The sequence below is a fragment of the Saccharopolyspora elongata genome (assembly GCF_004348985.1).
In the GTDB taxonomy this organism is placed as follows: Bacteria; Actinomycetota; Actinomycetes; order Mycobacteriales; family Pseudonocardiaceae; genus Saccharopolyspora; species Saccharopolyspora elongata.
The window spans coordinates 38,450-55,429 of record NZ_SMKW01000016.1 but is presented as its reverse complement, the minus strand read 5'-3'; the positions used below and the strand labels follow the sequence as shown (position 1 = coordinate 55,429).

17 protein-coding genes are annotated in these 16,980 nt (G+C 70.4%); 5 read left to right on the top strand and 12 right to left on the bottom strand.

The window, feature by feature from the left end; translation table 11 throughout:
* Nucleotides 1-379 precede the first annotated feature (379 nt).
* From E1288_RS14665 to E1288_RS14635, 7 genes are all read right to left on the bottom strand, one after another.
* On the bottom strand, nt 380-1,144 hold the full coding sequence (locus E1288_RS14665) for an arginase family protein (RefSeq protein WP_132485297.1): 765 nt from the start codon (nt 1,142-1,144) through the stop codon (nt 380-382).
* A 54-nt stretch (nt 1,145-1,198) separates the two neighbouring features.
* Nucleotides 1,199-2,032, bottom strand: a complete 834-nt coding sequence (locus tag E1288_RS14660) for an NAD(P)H-binding protein (RefSeq protein WP_132485295.1) — start codon at nt 2,030-2,032, stop codon at nt 1,199-1,201.
* A 103-nt stretch (nt 2,033-2,135) separates the two neighbouring features.
* Complete coding sequence (locus tag E1288_RS14655; protein ID WP_132485293.1) at nt 2,136-3,125, bottom strand: aldo/keto reductase; 990 nt, start codon at nt 3,123-3,125, stop codon at nt 2,136-2,138.
* Nucleotides 3,122-3,448, bottom strand: coding sequence for an L-rhamnose mutarotase (locus tag E1288_RS14650; protein WP_132485291.1), 327 nt, complete (start codon nt 3,446-3,448; stop codon nt 3,122-3,124). The genes E1288_RS14655 and E1288_RS14650 overlap by 4 nt, the downstream gene beginning before the upstream one ends.
* 14 nt (nt 3,449-3,462) lie before the next feature.
* The gene (locus tag E1288_RS14645) at nt 3,463-4,212 is read right to left on the bottom strand and encodes an SDR family NAD(P)-dependent oxidoreductase (RefSeq protein ID WP_132485289.1); all 750 of its coding nucleotides are present in this window, start codon (nt 4,210-4,212) and stop codon (nt 3,463-3,465) included.
* Nucleotides 4,205-5,530, bottom strand: a complete 1,326-nt coding sequence (locus tag E1288_RS14640; RefSeq protein WP_132485287.1) for an L-fuconate dehydratase — start codon at nt 5,528-5,530, stop codon at nt 4,205-4,207. Before E1288_RS14640 ends, E1288_RS14645 begins: the two co-directional genes overlap by 8 nt.
* Before the next feature lie 360 nt (nt 5,531-5,890).
* Entirely contained in the window at nt 5,891-7,075 is a 1,185-nt protein-coding gene (locus tag E1288_RS14635; protein WP_132485285.1) for a macrolide family glycosyltransferase, read from the bottom strand.
* A 411-nt stretch (nt 7,076-7,486) separates the two neighbouring features.
* Here E1288_RS14635 and E1288_RS14630 point away from each other — a divergent pair, with 411 nt between their 5' ends.
* Nucleotides 7,487-8,173 carry an MBL fold metallo-hydrolase gene (locus E1288_RS14630; protein ID WP_132485283.1) on the top strand — a complete coding sequence of 229 codons (687 nt, stop codon included), beginning with the start codon at nt 7,487-7,489 and terminating at the stop codon, nt 8,171-8,173.
* Between the two features lie 51 nt (nt 8,174-8,224).
* Complete coding sequence (locus E1288_RS14625; protein ID WP_132485281.1) at nt 8,225-8,899, top strand: flavin reductase family protein; 675 nt, start codon at nt 8,225-8,227, stop codon at nt 8,897-8,899.
* Nucleotides 8,900-8,944: 45 nt separating this feature from the next.
* Here E1288_RS14625 and E1288_RS14620 read toward each other — a convergent pair whose 3' ends face one another.
* The 3 genes from E1288_RS14620 to E1288_RS14610 form a co-directional block, all read right to left on the bottom strand.
* Nucleotides 8,945-9,973 carry a tetratricopeptide repeat protein gene (locus E1288_RS14620; RefSeq protein ID WP_132485279.1) on the bottom strand — a complete coding sequence of 343 codons (1,029 nt, stop codon included), beginning with the start codon at nt 9,971-9,973 and terminating at the stop codon, nt 8,945-8,947.
* Between the two features lie 235 nt (nt 9,974-10,208).
* Complete coding sequence (locus tag E1288_RS14615; protein ID WP_132485277.1) at nt 10,209-10,607, bottom strand: thiol-disulfide oxidoreductase DCC family protein; 399 nt, start codon at nt 10,605-10,607, stop codon at nt 10,209-10,211.
* Between the two features lie 136 nt (nt 10,608-10,743).
* Complete coding sequence (locus tag E1288_RS14610) at nt 10,744-12,147, bottom strand: NAD(P)H-quinone dehydrogenase (protein ID WP_132485275.1); 1,404 nt, start codon at nt 12,145-12,147, stop codon at nt 10,744-10,746.
* A gap of 224 nt (nt 12,148-12,371) precedes the next feature.
* Between E1288_RS14610 and E1288_RS14605 the strand changes: the two genes are divergently transcribed.
* Both E1288_RS14605 and E1288_RS14600 read left to right on the top strand, forming a co-directional pair.
* Nucleotides 12,372-12,824, top strand: coding sequence for a gamma-glutamylcyclotransferase (locus tag E1288_RS14605; protein WP_132485273.1), 453 nt, complete (start codon nt 12,372-12,374; stop codon nt 12,822-12,824).
* Nucleotides 12,825-12,904: 80 nt separating this feature from the next.
* Complete coding sequence (locus tag E1288_RS14600; protein ID WP_132485271.1) at nt 12,905-13,690, top strand: DeoR/GlpR family DNA-binding transcription regulator; 786 nt, start codon at nt 12,905-12,907, stop codon at nt 13,688-13,690.
* Between the two features lie 10 nt (nt 13,691-13,700).
* Here the strand turns inward: E1288_RS14600 and E1288_RS14595 are convergent, their stop codons facing one another.
* Nucleotides 13,701-14,678, bottom strand: a complete 978-nt coding sequence (locus E1288_RS14595) for a helix-turn-helix transcriptional regulator (protein ID WP_132485269.1) — start codon at nt 14,676-14,678, stop codon at nt 13,701-13,703.
* Between the two features lie 63 nt (nt 14,679-14,741).
* Between E1288_RS14595 and E1288_RS14590 the strand changes: the two genes are divergently transcribed.
* Complete coding sequence (locus tag E1288_RS14590; RefSeq protein WP_132485267.1) at nt 14,742-15,524, top strand: nuclear transport factor 2 family protein; 783 nt, start codon at nt 14,742-14,744, stop codon at nt 15,522-15,524.
* Here E1288_RS14590 and E1288_RS14585 read toward each other — a convergent pair whose 3' ends face one another.
* Nucleotides 15,525-16,967: an FGGY-family carbohydrate kinase gene (locus E1288_RS14585; RefSeq protein WP_132485265.1), complete on the bottom strand. Its 1,443-nt coding sequence runs from the start codon at nt 16,965-16,967 to the stop codon at nt 15,525-15,527. It lies immediately after the preceding gene.
* Between the last annotated feature and the right edge of the window lie 13 nt (nt 16,968-16,980).

The window sequence follows — 16,980 nt, the reverse complement described above, 5'->3', positions numbered from 1 at the left end:
GCGCCACGCCTGGCGGCAAATCCGAGAAAGGCGCGCGCGATGTCCGATTGCCCTTCTCCGCTGGGAAAACAGCGTATCGGGGCCGAGTGACGAATCCCACTACGGGGGCCAAATGGACGATGTGCAGGCAGTACGCGACCGAACACCTGGAGTGAGAAATCAACGAGCAGCACGCCATGCCCTGGCCGACGGCGACCGCACCGAGGCCCGGCCTGCCGGATGGGTTTGCGGCCGGGTGGTGCGTGCCGAACCGCACCACCCGGCTCATGGCACCGCCGCGCGCCGGTCGAGGGGCGACGCGTCGCGACGTGGCGGTGTGGCTCTCCCGGGTGCGGCTGGCCGCGCCCGGACGAAGATCGTTGCCGTTCCGGCGAAAGACCTAGTGCGGCGCTTCGCTCGCCGCCAACAGGTCTGCCAGGACTCGTGCCCTGGCTTCGCCGTGCTGTTCGTCGGGCCGCCAGGTGCAGGCGACGTCGAATGCCCGGACCCTCCCGGTGGACAGGATCCGCCGGATCGCGGTGAGCACCGCCGAACGCGACGGCCCACCGCCGACCGGGAAGCTCATGCCGGGCAACTCGGCGGTGTCGATCACGTCCAGGTCGATGTGCAGGAGCAGCGGCCCGTCCGGCAGGACGTCCTCGGTGATCTCATCGACCCCGCACCTCACGATGTCCGAGGTCGCCAGGTACTCGACCTCCGCCTCGTCCAGGTCCCGCGCGTCCACCAGCAGCGCACGGTCTTCCGGCAGCGGGCGGAGCCCCAGCCGGTCCGCGATCAGCTCGGGGCGGTAGCCGACCGCTATCCGCAGCGGCATCCCGCCCACGTAACCGGATTCCGTGGTCTCGACGGTCTGCACGTCGCCGTGCGCGTCGAACCAGACGATCGCCGCGTCGGTTCCCGCCCGCTGCAGTCCGGCGAGCACGGCGAGCGACACCATGCAGTCCCCGGAGACCACGGTCGGCACCTCGCCTCGGTCGGCGACCCGGGCGACCTCGTCGACGGCAACGGAGTACAGCGCGCCGAGGCGCTGCCACACGTCGCCGTCCGGCAGCGGTATCTCCACCGTCGCGGCCGAGGAAGGCAGCGGGAGGCCGGGCTCCGGCAACCGCTCATCGAGGTGGTAAGGAACCGAAACAATCGCCATATCAAGAGATTAGGCGGTCCGGAACACCATCGGCGACCGGTTTTCCGGGCCGCATCAACGGAAGTCGTCCGCGTGGTCGACAGCCCACTGGGCGAACGTGCGCGCCGGGCGCCCGGCCACCTGCTCAACCGTCCGCACCGGCGGCGCCGCGTTCTCGACGTTCTGCGCCCCGTAGGAGAGCAGCGCGTCGACGATGGCTTCCGGCACGCCTTCAGCGACCATGTGCGCGCGGGCCTGCTCCAACGTCTGCTCCTCAAGCCCGACCTCACGGCCGATCGCGGCGCTGATCGCCTGCACCTGCTCGCGCACCGTGAGCGCCTCCGGCCCGCTCAGCGCGTAGGCCGCTCCGGCGTGCCCGTCCTCCAGCAAGGCGGTCGCCGCCACCGCCGCGATGTCGTCCTCGTGGATCGGCGTCTGCTGGGCATCCACGAACGGTTCGCGGACGACTCCTTCGGTGCGGATCGAGTCGGCCCAGGCCAGGGTGTTGGTCGCGAACGCGCCGGGTCGCAGGAACGTCCACTCGAAGCCGCCTGCTTCCACGGCTTCCTCGATCACCCGGTGCCGCTCGCCGATCGCGTTGCCGTCGGCGAACTCCACCGCCTTCGACGACAACACGACGACACGACGGACACCGGCCGCCTTCGCCCGGTCGACGAACGCCTCGACCCCTTCGGGCACCGGGAACAGGAACACGCTGTCGACCCCGGCCAGCGCCTTCGCCAGCGCATCCGAATCGGCTAGGTCGCCCCGGAGCACCTCGACATCACCCGGCAGCCCGGCCGCTTCCGGGCGCCTGGTCAACGCCCTCACCTGAGTACCGGCGGCCAGCAGGCGATCCACCACGCGCCGCCCGACATTCCCCGTCGCACCGGTTACCAACACGGTCATGAAGAAATCCCCTCAGAGCGTTCGATGATCACTTCCCAAGCTAGAACCTCCACCGCACTCGAGGTCAAATGAATAACCCGGAATTCGCACCGGACCAGTGATGTCAGATCGGAAGCACCGAGTCGGGGCGCAGCAGGCCCTGCGCGACCAGATCGTCCCAGAGCCCGGCCGGGACCGCGCGGCCGAACAGTTCGGCGTTGCCACGGACCTCCGACGCTGTTCGAGCGCCCACCACGACGCTCGCGACCGCCGGGTGCGAAGCGACGAAAGCCATCGCGGCCTGCGGCACGCTCGCGCCGTGCCGGTGGATCACCTCGGCCATCCGCGCCACGCGCTCCCGCACCTCCGGCGCAGCCGGGGCGTAGTCGTACATCGCTTCCGGGCCGGGCTCGTCGGTGGCCAGCACCCCGCCGTTGAAGACGCCGGCCGCGAGCACCGATACGTTGCGCTGGAGGCACGTCGGCAGCATGGTGTCCACTGCGGACTGTTCGAGCAAGGTGTACCGGCCCGCCAGCATCACCGCATCGACGTCGGTTTCGACGGCGAACCGCTCCAGCATCCGCCACTGGTTCATGCCGACGCCGATCGCACCGATCACGCCCTGCGACCGGAGCTCGTGCAGGGCCGGGTACGCCTCGCCGACGGCCTGTTCCCAGTGGTCGTCCGGGTCGTGGATCAGCACGACGTCGATCCGGTCCAGGCCGAGCCGGTGCAGGCTGGCATCCAGCGAGCGCCGCACCCCGTCCGCGCTGAAGTCCCACACCCTCCGGTGGTCGGCGGGCACGTCGAAGCCCGCGTCGTCCCGCCGCGCCGCGCCGCGCGGATCGGGCACGAGCAGCCTGCCGACCTTGGTCGACACGACCAACTCGTCCCGCGGCCGCCCGGCGAGGGCCCGGCCGAGTCGGCGCTCGGCCAGCCCGAGCCCGTAGTGCGGGGCGGTGTCGAAGAAGCGGATGCCCGCATGCCACGCCGCATCCACCGCTCCGAACGCGGTGTCCTCGTCCACCGCGCGGTAGAGGTTGCCGATCACCGCGCCGCCGAATCCGAGCGCCGAGACCGAAACCGCCGATCCGCCCAGCCGAACGGACTTCATGCGCCCCCGCTCCCGGGCAGCTCCCACACCTGCGTCAGGCCGGTGTCGGTGCCCGAGTAGTCGTCCTCGACCGCCAGCAGCTCGGACATCGTGGCCTGCCAGGCGACATTCGCGGGGTGATCGCGCAGCGCATGCCGCATCGCCTGGTAGTCCTCGACCTCCACGACGTGGAACAGGTCCTGGCCGTCGCGCCAGATCCGCCAGCTCTGCACGCCCGCGGCGCGGAGAGCCGCATCCAGGTCCACCGGGATCACCGCGTGCACCTGTTCGTACTCCGCTTCCTTGCCGGGTTTCAGCTTGGTGTGCAAGGCGATTCGCTGCATCTCCGGCTTCCCCCTCAGCTCTTCCGCAGGCGCAGGCCCTGCATCCCGCCGTCCACGGCGAGCGCCGTGCCGGTGGTCGCCCCGGCCGCCGGACCGGCGAGGTAGGCGGCCGCCCCCGCGACCTCGGCCGCCGACACGAGCCGCCCGGTGGGCTGGCGGGCTTGCAACGCGCGCAGCTCCGCCTCCGGGTCTTCGGCCGCCTCGAGCAGCCGGCGCACCCACGGGGTGTCGACGGTGCCCGGATTGATGCAGTTGACGCGGATTCCCTCCGCCACGTGGTCGGCGGCCATCGCCATGGTCAGCGACAGCACCGCCCCCTTGCTCGCGCTGTAGAGCGCCCGGTTGGGCAGTCCTGCGGTGGCCGCGATCGAGCAGGTGTTCACGATCGCCGCGGCCGAGGACCTGCGCAGGTGCGGCAGGCACGCCCGGGTCGTGCGCACGATGCCCAGGACGTTGACGTCGAAGACCCTGTTCCACTCGTCGTAGGCGTTGGCCTCGACGGTGCCCTGAGCACCGATTCCGGCGTTGTTGACCAGGACGTCCACGCCGCCGAGCCGCTGCACGACCTGCTCGACGGCGGCGGACACCGACTCCTCGTCCGTCACGTCGCAGCGCAACCCCAGCACGTCCGCCGGCACACCGGAGGGATCGAGGTCCAGGGTGGCGACGGAGGCCCCGCGCGCGGCCAGCTCGGTGGCAACCGCCAGCCCGATGCCCGAACCGGCCCCGGTGACGACGGCGGTCCGTCCGGCGAATTCACTCATGCATCCGTCCCCTCCCGTTCGACGTCCACACCGGGCCGTCGGGATACGCGTACTCGACCAGCGTTTCCGGTCGCAGCTGTGCGGAGAACCCGGGGCGATCGGGTGCCAAATAGTTGCCGCCGCGGATCGTCACCGGATCGACGAAGTGCTCGTGCAGGTGATCGACGTACTCGATGACCCGGTCCTCCATCGACCCCGACACCGCGACGAAGTCGAACATGGCCAGGTGCTGCACCAGCTCGCACAGGCCCACCCCACCCGCGTGCGGGCACACCGGCACCCCGAACTTCGCCGCGAGCAACAAGATCGCCACGTTCTCGTTGACACCGGCCACCCGCGCGGCGTCCAGTTGCAGGTAGGACAGGGCGTTCGCCTGCAGCAGCTGCTTGAACACCACCCGGTTCGCCACGTGCTCGCCGGTGGCGACCCGGACCGGGGCGATCGCTTGTGCGATGGCCGCGTGGCCGAGCACGTCGTCCGGGCTGGTCGGCTCCTCCACCCACCACGGGTCGAACGGCGCGAGTTCCCGGATCCAGTCGATCGCGGTCCCCACGTCCCAGCGCTGGTTGGCGTCGACGGCGATGCGGATGTCCGGACCGACCTCCTCGCGGGCGATCCGCATCCGGCGGACGTCGTCCGCGAGGTCCGCACCGACCTTGAGCTTCAGCTGCCGGAACCCCAGGTCGACCGCCTCCCGGCAGAGCCTGCGCAGCTTCTCGTCGGAGTACCCGAGCCACCCCGGCGTCGTGGTGTACGCCGGGTAGCCGCCTTCGCAGAGCTCCGCCGCCCGGGCGGCGCGCCCCGGCTCGGCCCGGCGCAGGATGTCCAGCGCTTCGTCCGGGGTCAGGGCATCGCTGAGATAACGGAAGTCGACGAGGTCGACCAGCTGTTCCGGCGTCAGCTCGGCGAGCAGCTGCCACAGCGGCTTGCCGGCCCTCTTGGCCTTCAGGTCCCACAGGGCGTTGATCACGGCGGCGATCGCCATGTGCACCACGCCCTTCTCCGGGCCCAGCCAGCGCAGCTGGGAATCGTGCACCAGCTCTCGCCACATGCCGCCGAGGTCATCCAGGGTGTGCTGGAGGTCCCGGCCGATCAGAGCCGGTTCCAAGGCCTTGATCGCAGCGGTCTGCACGTCGTTGCCGCGGCCGATGGTGAAGGCGAAGCCGTGCCCCTCGACCTCGTCGGGCGCATCGGTGTCGATCACGACATAGGACGCCGAGTAGTCCGGGTCGGGGTTCATCGCGTCCGAACCGTCCAGCTCACGGGAGGTAGGGAACCGGATGTCGAAGGTCCGAATCCCCCTGATCGTCCCAGCCATCACGTCCACCTCGTTTCGGGCGCGTCCGCGCTCCTCCCGGCAACGCGTGCCCTCAGGTATAGCTACCGGAACAGCGAATTCCAAGATTCACTTCGCGCCCGGCGTGCGGTACCGGGTCGGCGAGGAGGACCGATCGCCGGTTTCACCCGCAGGTGGGCCACTCACAGGAGGACTGGGCCGCCGGGAGCCCTGCCGTGAACGTGCTGCGGCATTGCGGGCTTGCTCTGCCCGTCCGAGACCGAGCAGCGGCTCGACACCGAGAGCGGGCTTCGGCGCTCGCGGAACGCGACGCCTGGCTCGTCGCCTGGCGGCGGATGGTGGGCTGCCCGATTGCCCGGCAGCCCACCTCGACCGCTCTCGTCAGAGCAGGGACTCGGCGATTTCAGCGGCCCGCCGCAGGCCGCCGGATTCCAGGATCTCCCGCCGCATCTCCTTCAACCGCAGCCGGATCACCTCACTCGAGGTGACCTGCTCCAGAGCGGCCCGCAGCTGCTCCGGGGTCACCGACTCGCAGTCGACCTGCGTGCCCAGCTGGAGCTCTTCGATCCGGGCCGCGTTCAAGAACTGGTCGGCCGCCTGCGGGACCGCGATCAGCGGCACCTCGTGGTACAGGCCCTCCATGGTGCCGCCCATGCCCGCGTGCGTGATGAACGCGCTCGCCTGCGACAACACCCGCAACTGCGGAATCCATTGGCGCACATCGAAATTCGGCGGAATCTCGCCGAGTTCCGCCGGATCGGTCGACCGCCCCACCGACATCACCACGTGCCAGTCGAGACCGGCGAACGCACGCACGCACTTGCGGTAGAACTCCAACCGGTCGTTGTAGGCCGAGCCCAGGGAGATCACGAGCACCGGACGGGAGTCCGGCGCCTGCCAATCGTCCTGGAACGCGCGCTCGGTCAGCATCGGCCCCACGAAGGTGTAGGAGTCCGCTACCCGCTCCCCGGAGTACTGGAAGGAGCGGGGAATGGTCACGACGCAGCGGTTCGACGCCTCCACGTCGTGGAAGACCAGTCCGGTGCCCTGCTGGGCGAAGTACTCGTCGTACTTCGCCCGCACCGCGAGGACCTCCGGCGACAACTCAATGCCGAAGGCCTCCTCGACGCCCTCGAAGTACACGTGGGTCGGAGACAATTGGAGGCGGGGCACCTGCCACTTCTCCGACAGCACGAGCGCCTGGAAGGCCGCGATGTCGTACACGATGAGGTCCGGCCGGTCGGCCGCGTACGCCTGTTCGAGCTGCGGCACCACGGCCATCATCTCTTCGAGGAACATCTCCTGGGCCGGGACCTGTTCTTCCGGCCATTCCTGCGTCTCCGCCGATGGGCCCGGCAGCGTCGAGGCGTAGCGGACCGGCGTCGCGCCGGCTTCCGCCACCTGCGTCGCGAAGTCATCGGTCGTCGCGTACGTGACGCGGTGCCCGCGGGCCACCAGTTCGGCGACCAGCCCGAGGCCCGGGTTCACGTGCCCGTCCGCCGGAATCGACATGAACGCGATGTGCGCGGGCCTGGTGCGGTAGCTGTTCTGAGCCGTGTCGGCCATCTTGTCCTACTCCTGATCAGGAACGCCCTCGCCGCAGCGAGGAGCGCGAAAGGTAATCGGATCGCCGCACCGGTCGCATGCAACCGCCTCGCACCGAACACCTGAGCGCGGACGGCCGGACACCGGCGGTCAGCGCTCGAAGGTTGCGAGTGGTGAATTCCCGGAATGGGAATGATGCGCACCGAAGTGCGGTGGAATCAGGCGGTGTAGCCGCCCGGGAACCGCCGCCATCGCGGCGTCCTGATCAGAGGTAGTACTGCACGTGGGCCATGCGCCGAGCATAACGGACCACCCCGGCTGATGTCGCGCCGATTTTCGCGGCACGGGTTCTGACCTCCGGTCGCGCTTCAAACCTGTTCGCCCGCAACGAAAACAGCGGGAGCCGACCGAGAAGTGACTTAGGTTGACGGCATGGACGTGACCGAAGTGGCGCCGGACCTGTACTTCCTGCACCTCGAGTTCGGGCAGGCGTACCTGTTGCGCGAGGGCCGCTCGGCAACCCTCATCGACACCGGGATCGCCGGGTCCGGCCCGGCAATCACCGGGCTGCTGGCCGAACTGGACGCCGAGCTCGACCGGATCGTCATCACCCACGGGCACGAGGACCACACCGGTTCCGCGGCCGAACTCCGTGCCGCGACCGGCGCGCCCGTGCTGGCCCACGGCGCGGACGCGCCCGTCGTGCGCGGCGAGCGGAAGCAGGCCGATCCGGTGCTGCTCGACTGGGAACGTCCGCTCTTCGAAAGCATCGCCCCGACTCTCCCGGCTCCGCCGCCTTGCCCGGTCGACCAGGAGCTCGCCGACGGCGACGTGCTGGACTTCGGCGGTGGCGCACGGGTTCTCGCCATCCCGGGGCACACCGCTGGAAGCATCGCTGTTTACTTGTCAAAGAGCCGAATTCTCTTCACCGGAGACACCATCGCCAACGTCGGTCGGCTGATGCTCGGCACGTTCAACGTTGATCGCGCGCGAACCATCGAGTCGTTCCACCGCCTCGCGGAACTCGACACCGAGGTCGCCTGCTTCGGCCACGGGGAGCCGATCATCGGCAACGCGGGCGCCGGACTTCGCGCGACGGCGAAGCAACTCACGGCGTAGTCCACAACACTTCGCTCCTCACCGAAGCAACACCTCCTTACCGTTCCACCCATGGAAACCACGTCGCCCAGCAACGACATCCGAACCAGCAGCGGTACCGATGTCGACCACGTGACCATCGCGCCGAGCGTCCTGTACTTCGGAACGCCGGTGGCGTTGCTGTCGACCGAGAATTCCGACGGCACCGCGAACCTCGCGCCGATGTCGTCCGCCTGGGCCCTCGGCGACGTGATGGTCCTCGGGATGGGCGGCAGCTCCCACACCGCGTCCAACCTCGAAGCTCGACCCGACCTCGTGATCAACTTCCCGTCGCCCGAGCAGTGGCCCGCGGTTGAACGCCTCGCACCCCTGACCGGTCGAAACCCGGTCCCGGACCAGAAGCGCGGCGTGTTCAACTTCGAATCGGACAAGTTCGGTGCCGCCGGGCTGCGCCCGGAGCCTTCGGACCTGGTGCGCCCGCCCCGCGTCGCCGAGTGCCCGGTTCAGCTGGAGGCCCGCGCGACACGGGTTCGAGCCGATGCCACCGGAAGCTTCCGCATCATCGAGGCGCGGGTTCTGCGGGTGCACTGCGATCCGCGCATCGTCGTTGCCGGCACGCACCACATCGACCCGACGGCGTGGAGTCCCCTGATCTACAACTTCCGCCACTACTTCGGGCTCGGCCGGGAACTGGGGCACAGCTTTCGTTCCCAGACCCCACACCCGAACGCGACAACGTCGATGTAGGCCGGTTCTCGGCCAGGCTCGAGCGGATGCACTGACGGCGCTTGCTCAGGCGGCGATCTCTGCCATTTCGCTGATCGCCTCCTCCACCATTCGCCTGGTGTGCCGCAGTTCCCGGCTGTCCAGCCGGTCTCGCAAGGCGCACAGGTCGTGCTCGGTGGCGGGACGCGGCCGCCCCAGCTTGTCGAGGCTCTTCAACAGGCCCAGCTCGGCCAACGCGGCGCCGCGCGGTTCGTTGATGGACTGGAACATCTGCTTCGCGTCCCGGTACGTGCGTGCGGCCTCCCCGTACCAGCACGCGCGGAAGAGGACGTTGCCACGCATCTTGCGGTTGTAGGCCAGCGCACTGGCCAGGTCCATCCGGCGGCAGATCTTCTCGGCCCGCGACAACAGCTGCAGCGCCTCGTCGTGCTCCCCGCGCAACGACATGACGTCCGCCATCCCCCTCAGGGCCCAGGCCAGACCGCGCTCGTCCCCGCCTTCCTCCGCGATCTCGGCGGCCTCCGCGAACCGCTCCCACGCGGAGTCCAGGTCGCCCGCGTTGCGGTCGAGCTGGGCCAGGCCCTCCAGCGCCCACACCGTGTGCCGGCACTCGCCCCGCTTGCGGGCCTCGGCCAGCAGCTGCACGTGCAGCTCCCGTGCTTCCTCGTAGTCCCCGCGGATCCGCAGCGTTTCGGCGATCCCGGCGACCGAGTAGCCGTACGCGATCAGTTCGCCGGACTGCTTCGCGAGGTCCCGTGCGTAGCTGAGCCAACGCACCGCGGCGGCCATCTGTCCGCGCTGCCGGGCCAGGGTGCCGCCGCTCCACAGCGCCCACGCCATCGCGCCCCGCTCCCCCGCGCTGCGGGCCGTCCGATAGCTCGCCCGCCACGCCGCATCCGCCTCGTCGAGCCGGCCGAGGCGCCGGTACGCCTCCGCGACCGCCAGCCGCGCCTGGGCGAGCGCCAGGCCGACGCCCTCCTCCGCTGCCTGGGACTCGCGCTCCAACGCTGCCGCCAGCACATCCCCGAGGGCTGCGTTCACCGACATGTCCCGGAGCTTCCCCTGGTACTCCGGAGCGAATGCCTTGCCGTACATCTCGAGCCACCTGGCCTTTCCACCGCATTGGTGCTCAAGACGCACCAAGTTGATTTGCGGCCACGCCCTCCGCCGATCCCCTGAAGCGGAGGGCGGGCCACTCCGAACCCCCGAACGACTTCAAAGCTATTGCGTCGCGAGGGGTCGGCGGCTCGGCCGAATTGGCAGCCCGGGTCAACCGATCGGCCAGGAAGGAGGCAGCGCTTCTAGTACTTTTGGCCGAGGTCGGCGGCGGTCAGGACCGAGCCGAATGGCCGGGACGCTCCGCAGGCGGCAGCTGGCAGGCCGGGGTGGCGCCCGGCAACCGGTATCGGTTCGCCGCGACCCATCGGTAAGCCCACTCCGCCAGCAGCCGCAGCACCGGGGCGGACATGAGCAGACCGAGCACCGGCCAAGGCGTGCGGCAGTTCTTGAGCAGCTCCGCGACCGCGGCCGCGCCGCCGAACACGCGGCCCGACCTGGCCACCCACAGCACCTCGTGCCGGGCCCGGTCCGATGTGGTCCGCAGTGCGGCGAGATCTGCCTCCTGCCACGGCAGAATGCGCATGCGCACCGGCAGCCGCTCCGCGAGCCGCACGCTGCGCGTGCAGAATCCGCAGTCCCCGTCGTAGATCAGCACCGGCAGGTCTGACATGTCTCGCACGCCCCTTTCCGCTGATCCCGCCAGCCGCCTCCAACAGTGGACGCGGCCAGGCGGTCGGCAACACGGTGAACCGCCTCGCGCGGCTTGCGCCGGCGTTCGAGCCGACGGATCGGCCGACCGGCGCGGGTCAGTCCAGGTCGTCGTGGCGCATCAGCAGACGGCCGGCCTCGGTCAGCGAACCCGACAGCGACGGGTACACCGAGAAGGTGTTCGCCAGGTTGTCGACGGTCACCTGGTTCTGCACCGCGAGTGCGATCGGCAGGATCAGCTCGCTGGCGTTCGGCGCCACCACGACGCCGCCCACCACCACACCGGTCTGCGGCCGGCAGAAGACCTTGAGGAAGCCGCGCCGCAGGCCTTCCATCTTCGCCCGCGGGTTGGTCGCCAGCGGCATCGTCACCGTCCGCGCGGGCACCTCCCCGGAATCGATCGCCTGCTGGCTGATCCCGACCGTCGCGATCTCCGGGTGTGTGAAGACGTTCGCCGCGACGGTCTTGAGCTTGATCGGCGTGACGCCCTCGCCGAGCGCGTGCCACATCGCGATGCGGCCCTGCATGCCCGCCACCGAGGCCAGCAGCAGCAGACCGGTGCAGTCGCCGGCCGCGTAGACGCCGGGCACGCAGGTCCGCGACACCCGGTCGACCGGGATGTAGCCGCCGCGGTCGGGCTCGATCCCCACCCGTTCCAGGCCGATGTCGGTGGTGTTGGGCACCGAGCCGACGGTCATCAGCGCGTGGCTGGCCTCGACCTGCCGCCCGTCGGCGAGGTGGATCAGCACCCCGGAGTCGGTGCGCTCCACCTTCTCGGCCCGGGCGTGCTTGACGACCTCGGTGCCGCGCTCGGCGAACACCTCTTCCAGCACCGCCGCGGCGTCCGCGTCCTCGTGCGGCAGCACCCGGTCGCGACTGGAGATCATGGTGACCTTGACGCCCATCTCGGTGTAGGCGGAGGCGAACTCCACACCGGTCACACCGGAGCCGATCACGGCCAGGTGCTCGGGCAGTTCGGGCAGGTCGTAGAGCTGCCGCCAGGTCAGGATCCGCTCCCCGTCGGGCTCGGCGCCCTTGAGGATCCGGGGCGTGGCGCCGGTGGCGATCAGCACGACGTCGGCGGGCAGCTCCTCGAAGCTGCCGTCGGCGAGATCGACCCCGATGTGGTGGACGGCCATGCCCTTGGTCGGGTTGGTGAACCGCGCGCGGCCCGGCAGGATCTTCACACCTTCGCGGCGGACCCTGGAGCGGATGTCGGCGGACTGCGCGAGCGCCAGGCCCTTGACCCGGCCGTGCACCACCGCGACGTCAACGTCGGAGTCCTCGGTCTTGGTGCGGATGCCCAGCTCACGGGCGTCCCGGAATGCGGAGCGCGCGCCGGCGGACGCGATGAAGGTCTTCGACGGGACGCAGTCGTAGAGCACGCACGCACCGCCGAGGCCCTCCGGCTCGACCAGCGTGACATCCGCCCCGTTCGAAGCCGCGACCAGCGCCGCCTCGTAGCCCGCGGGGCCGCCTCCCATGATCACGATGCGGGTCACTTCGCGCTCCTCCTCGGTCCGCCTGCCTTGTGGGCGCCGAACTCACCGTACGCTGCGACGAGTCCAGGCATTTCGGGTGGTGCCGCGCGAGTTGACCATCGTGGCGCAGACCACTCGCGGCGTTCCGGACGGGGCCGCGCGGAACGCCCGGGCCGGTACCCCCGCCCACATTCGTGACGTAGTCCGCTCCGCCACCCGGGCTGTCGATCGCTACCCTGTTGGGCGTGCCTCTGTACGCCGCGTACGGGTCCAACATGGACCCGGCCCAGATGATGAAGCGCGCCCCGCATTCCCCGATGGCGGGAACGGGCTGGCTGGTGGACTGGCGGCTGACCTTCGGCGGCGAGGACTACGGCTGGGAAGGGGCCCTCGCCACGATCGTCGAGCAGCCGGGCTCCCAGGTTTTCACGGTGCTCTACGACGTCAGCCCGGAGGACGAGCAGCAGCTCGACAACTGGGAAGGCGCCGAGCTCGGCATGCACAAGAAGCTGCGGCTGCGAGTGCAGACGCTGGACGGATCGGCGCTTGCCTGGCTGTACGTGCTGGATGCCTACGAAGGCGGGCTGCCGTCGGCGCGCTATCTCGGCGTGATGGCCGATGCGGCCGAAGCGGCCGGGGCGCCCGAGGACTACGTCGAGAAGCTGCGCAAACGCCCGTGCCACAACGTCGGCCCGTGAACCCCGCGTGACATCCGGACCGAATATCACGTCTCTCGTGTGATAATCACTCCGGTTGCACACGCGAGGTGAGGGAGTCCATGGCCGACGCAGGCACGCCGGTCAACCAGCAGGACCGGCGCGAGCAGATCCGCCAAGAGGTGCTGGCCAGCGGGTTCGTCCGCATCGAGGCGCTGGCAGCCGAGCACGGGGTCAGCGGGATGACCATCCACCGCGACCTGGACGTCCTCGAACAGCAGGGCTGGCTGCGCAAGGTTCGCGGCGGTGCGACGTCGACGCCGGCCGCGCTGTTGGAGACCTCGGTGCGGGCCCGGATCGCCGACGCGGCCGAGGAGAAGGCGCGCATCGCGAAGCACGCCATCCGGCATGTTTCCCCTGGTCAGGTCGTCGCGATCGACGACAGCACCAGCGCGCTCGCGGTCGCGGAGCAGTTGGCGCCGCTGGGTCCGCTGACCGTCGTGACGAACTTCCTGTCCGTGATCAACCTGCTCAGCGGCGAACCGGGGCTGCACCTGATCGGGCTCGGCGGCGACTACCAGCCGTCCTACGACGCGTTCCTCGGCCTGCACACCGCGGGCATGGCCCGCACGATGCGCTCCGACGTGCTGTTCATGTCGACCACCGCGGTCGTCGACGGGCACTGCCTGCACCGCTCGCAGGAGACGATCCAGGTCAAGCGCGCGCTCATGGAGACCACCGGCAAGCGCGTGCTGCTGCTGGACCACTCCAAGTTCGACCGGCGCGCCGTGCACGAGCTCGCGCCGCTGACCGAGTTCGACGTCGTCGTGGTCGACGCGGGAACCCCGGCACCGCTGCGCGACGAGCTGCGGGCGGCGGGCGTGGCGCTGGAGATCGCCGAAGGCTGATCACCGGCGTTCATGCCGTGCCGTAGATGCGGTTCAGGGCCTCGAGCGTCGTGGTGAGCCGTTCCCGGAGCTCGGCCGGGGCGAGGACTTCGGCGTCGGCACCGAGTTTGAGCAGTTCCGGGAGGGCTTGGTCGACGGACTCGATCGGGATCGTCACCTCGGTCCAGCCGGCGGCGTCGGGGGCTTCCGCGGTTCGCCGTGCCGCTCCCGCCACGGTCGGCTCCACCAGGTGCGGCAGCCGTTCGAGGGCGTGCGGGGAAAGCCTGATCGTCGCTTCACCCCGGTGTCGTCGCGCGTCGAACTGCTCCAGGTATGCCTGCCAGTGGGTGGCCAGGTCGAAGCCGGCCGGCCGGGAGAAGCGCTCGTCGAGGACGTGCAGGTCAACGATCCGGGAGATGCGGTAGGTGCGGATCCGCCCGGCCGCCCCGGCCACGAGGTACCAGCGGCCCGCCTTCAGGACCAGCCCGTACGGGTGCGCAGTCCGGGTCGTCTCGTGCGGTTCGGCCCAGCGCAGGTAGCGCATCCGCACCACTCGGTTGTTCCAGACCGCGTCGGCGACCTCGGTCAGGTGCGGTGTGCGATCCGCGCCTCGGTACCACGCCGGGGCGTCCAGGTAGAACCGTTCGGTGATCCGCTCGGCGCGATCGCGCAGCTCAGCGGGCAGGGCGGCCTTGAGCTTGAGCTGGGCCGCGGTCACGACGGCACCCAGCCCGAGCTCGGCGGCGGCCGCGGGCAGCCCGGTCAGGAACAGCGATTCGGCCTCGCCGGCGGTCAGGCCGGTCAGCTTGGTGCGGAAGCCTTCGAGCAGCCGGTACCCGCCCTCGTGGCCGGGCTCGCCGTAGAGCGGCACGCCCGCCGCGCTGAGGGATTCCACGTCGCGGTAGATGGTTCGCGCCGACACCTCCAGCTCGTCGGCCAGCTCCTGCGCCGTCATCCGCTGCCTGGTCTGCAGCAGCAACAGGATCGATACCAGCCGCCTCGCGCGCATGAGCGGAAGTCTGCCGAGATCCACTGACAGGAGATGTCAGGGAAGCCCGAATAGCGTCCGCGCATGAACATCGACATCGACCAGTTCGTCGAGCGCTACGTCGCGGTGTGGAACGAGCCCGACCCGGTCGCCCGGCGCAGCGCCATCGCCGCCCTCTGGGCCGAGGACGGCGTCGAGGTGATCGAGTCGGCGGAGTTCCGGGGCCACGACGAGCTCGAAGCCCGGATCGCCGCAGCCCACGAGGAGTTCGTGCGGGACGCCGGTTTCGCGTTCCGGGCCGCGGGCGACGCCACCGGTCACCACGACGTCGTCACCTTCACCACGCACATGGTGCCCGCCGGAGGCGGTGACATCGCCTGGACCGGCCGGGCGGTCGTCGTCCTCGGCCCGGACGGGCTGATCCGCTCCGATCACCAGTTCACCGTGCCGACCGGAGACATCCGGTCCACTGTGGATGATTTCCTCCGCAGGCTCGCCGCCGGCGACCCGGACCGGATCGCCGACCTGTTCGCCGAGCGCGTCGACTGGGTGCTGGACTGGCCGGCCGGCGGCCACCCGGCGGTGCCCTGGATCCGGCCCCGCTCGACCAGGGCGGACGTCGCCGAGCACTTCCGCATGATCGCCGAATTCCACGTGCCCGGAGAGGCGACCGGACCCGCGCCGCGGGTCCTCGTGGACGGCAACGAGGCGGCCGTGCTCGGCGACATCCGCCAGACGGTCAAGGCCACCGGCGAGCCGTACACCGCGCTCTGCGCGCTGCACCTGGTCGTCGAGGACGGCCTGATCACGCGCTACGCCGTCTACGAAGACAGCCTCACGGTCGCGGAAGCCCTCTCCGGCTCCTGATCAGGCCGCGGGGACCCAGCCCCGGTCGCGGAGCTCGTCGAGGAAGCGCCGGTAGCTGTCGTCCAGCTGCCGCACTTCAGCCCGCACCGGCTCGACGAGTTCGCCATCGGGCACCATCGCCGCCGCCGCAGTGCTGAGATTCGGGTAAGTCGAACCGCTGGCCGCCAGCAGCGCCGCGCCCAACGCCGTACCCGCGCCTTGGACGCGTAGCACCGGCTTGTCCAGCACCGACGCCCTGATCTGGCACCAGGCGATGCTGCGGGCTCCACCGCCGGCGGTGCGCACAGCGCCCTCTGCCGGCGCGCCGAGCTCGGCCAGCCGCTCCAGCGCGAGCCGCTCGCAGAAGGCGACGCCTTCGAGGCGGGAGCGGTACTCGTCGACCCGGTCCGCGGGCGTGCCGAGCGTGAACCGCGTGGCGTTCGCGGCGAGGAACGGGAACCGCTCCCCCTCGCCGCGCAGCGGGTAGCCGACCACGCTCGCCGGTCCGCGCTCGGTCGCCGCCGCGTCCAGGCTCGACAGCTCGGAGGGGTCCACATCGGACAGCGCCGAGCCGCCGATGTTCGCCGCGCCACCGGGCAGCCACATCCCATCCGGATGCAGGTGGCTGTACACCGCGCCGGCCGGATCGTGCACGAGCTCCTTGGAGACCCCCTTGAGCACCAGGGTGGTGCCGAGGACCGTCACGAACTGCCCGACGTCGACCGCTCCGCAGGCCAGCTGCCCAGCGCAGCCGTCGGTCATCCCGGCACGCACCTCGCAGCCGACCGGGAGTCCGGTCTGCGCCGCGGCGTTCGCATCGACGGTGCCCAGCACCGCCGTCGGGCGGACGACCTCCGGAAGCAGCCCGCCCGGCACGCCCAAGGCGTCGAACGCCTCGGTGGCCCACTCGCCGTCGACCGCGTCGTAGCCGCTCTTCAGCGCGTGGCTGGAATCGGTGGCGACCGGATGCCCGACGAGCTTCCAGGCGATGACGTCGGGCGTGTGGCACACCCGCGCCGTGCCGTCCGGGAGGTGTCGCGCCAGCCAACCGATCCGGGCCAGGCCGGAGCCCGCCGATGGCGTGATGCCGGTGCGCCGCCAGCGGCTCGCACCCACCTCGGTGGCGATCCGGGCTTCCGCGTATGCACGCCGGTCGTCGTACATCAGCGCCGCCGTGAGCGGCTCGCCCTCACCGTCGACCGGAACGACCGTGCCCGACGTCGCCGAGATCGCCAGCGAGCGGATTTCGCTGCTGCGCGAACCCAAAGCGGCCGTGCACTCGGCAAGGCTGTCGCGCACCGCGGGCCACCACGTGGTCGCGTCCTGCTCGGAACGTCCACCCGGTGATCGCACCGGCTGCGGCAACCGCCGGGACGCCGCGGCGATCACCGAGCCCGCCGGATCGTGGATCTGCACCCGGACGTTGGCGGTCGCGATGTCGACGCCCGCGACGAGCTCGGTCATCGGCAAGCCTCCA

Coding starts and splice junctions, on each gene's coding strand:
- E1288_RS14665 (WP_132485297.1), bottom strand. CDS start 1,144: ATGGCGATTGTTTCGGTTCCTTACCACCTCGATGAGCGGTTGCCGGAG.
- E1288_RS14660 (WP_132485295.1), bottom strand. CDS start 2,032: ATGACCGTGTTGGTAACCGGTGCGACGGGGAATGTCGGGCGGCGCGTG.
- E1288_RS14655 (WP_132485293.1), bottom strand. CDS start 3,125: ATGAAGTCCGTTCGGCTGGGCGGATCGGCGGTTTCGGTCTCGGCGCTC.
- E1288_RS14650 (WP_132485291.1), bottom strand. CDS start 3,448: ATGCAGCGAATCGCCTTGCACACCAAGCTGAAACCCGGCAAGGAAGCG.
- E1288_RS14645 (WP_132485289.1), bottom strand. CDS start 4,212: ATGAGTGAATTCGCCGGACGGACCGCCGTCGTCACCGGGGCCGGTTCG.
- E1288_RS14640 (WP_132485287.1), bottom strand. CDS start 5,530: ATGGCTGGGACGATCAGGGGGATTCGGACCTTCGACATCCGGTTCCCT.
- E1288_RS14635 (WP_132485285.1), bottom strand. CDS start 7,075: ATGGCCGACACGGCTCAGAACAGCTACCGCACCAGGCCCGCGCACATC.
- E1288_RS14630 (WP_132485283.1), top strand. CDS start 7,487: ATGGACGTGACCGAAGTGGCGCCGGACCTGTACTTCCTGCACCTCGAG.
- E1288_RS14625 (WP_132485281.1), top strand. CDS start 8,225: ATGGAAACCACGTCGCCCAGCAACGACATCCGAACCAGCAGCGGTACC.
- E1288_RS14620 (WP_132485279.1), bottom strand. CDS start 9,973: ATGTACGGCAAGGCATTCGCTCCGGAGTACCAGGGGAAGCTCCGGGAC.
- E1288_RS14615 (WP_132485277.1), bottom strand. CDS start 10,607: ATGTCAGACCTGCCGGTGCTGATCTACGACGGGGACTGCGGATTCTGC.
- E1288_RS14600 (WP_132485271.1), top strand. CDS start 12,905: ATGGCCGACGCAGGCACGCCGGTCAACCAGCAGGACCGGCGCGAGCAG.
- E1288_RS14595 (WP_132485269.1), bottom strand. CDS start 14,678: ATGCGCGCGAGGCGGCTGGTATCGATCCTGTTGCTGCTGCAGACCAGG.
- E1288_RS14590 (WP_132485267.1), top strand. CDS start 14,742: ATGAACATCGACATCGACCAGTTCGTCGAGCGCTACGTCGCGGTGTGG.
- E1288_RS14585 (WP_132485265.1), bottom strand. CDS start 16,967: ATGACCGAGCTCGTCGCGGGCGTCGACATCGCGACCGCCAACGTCCGG.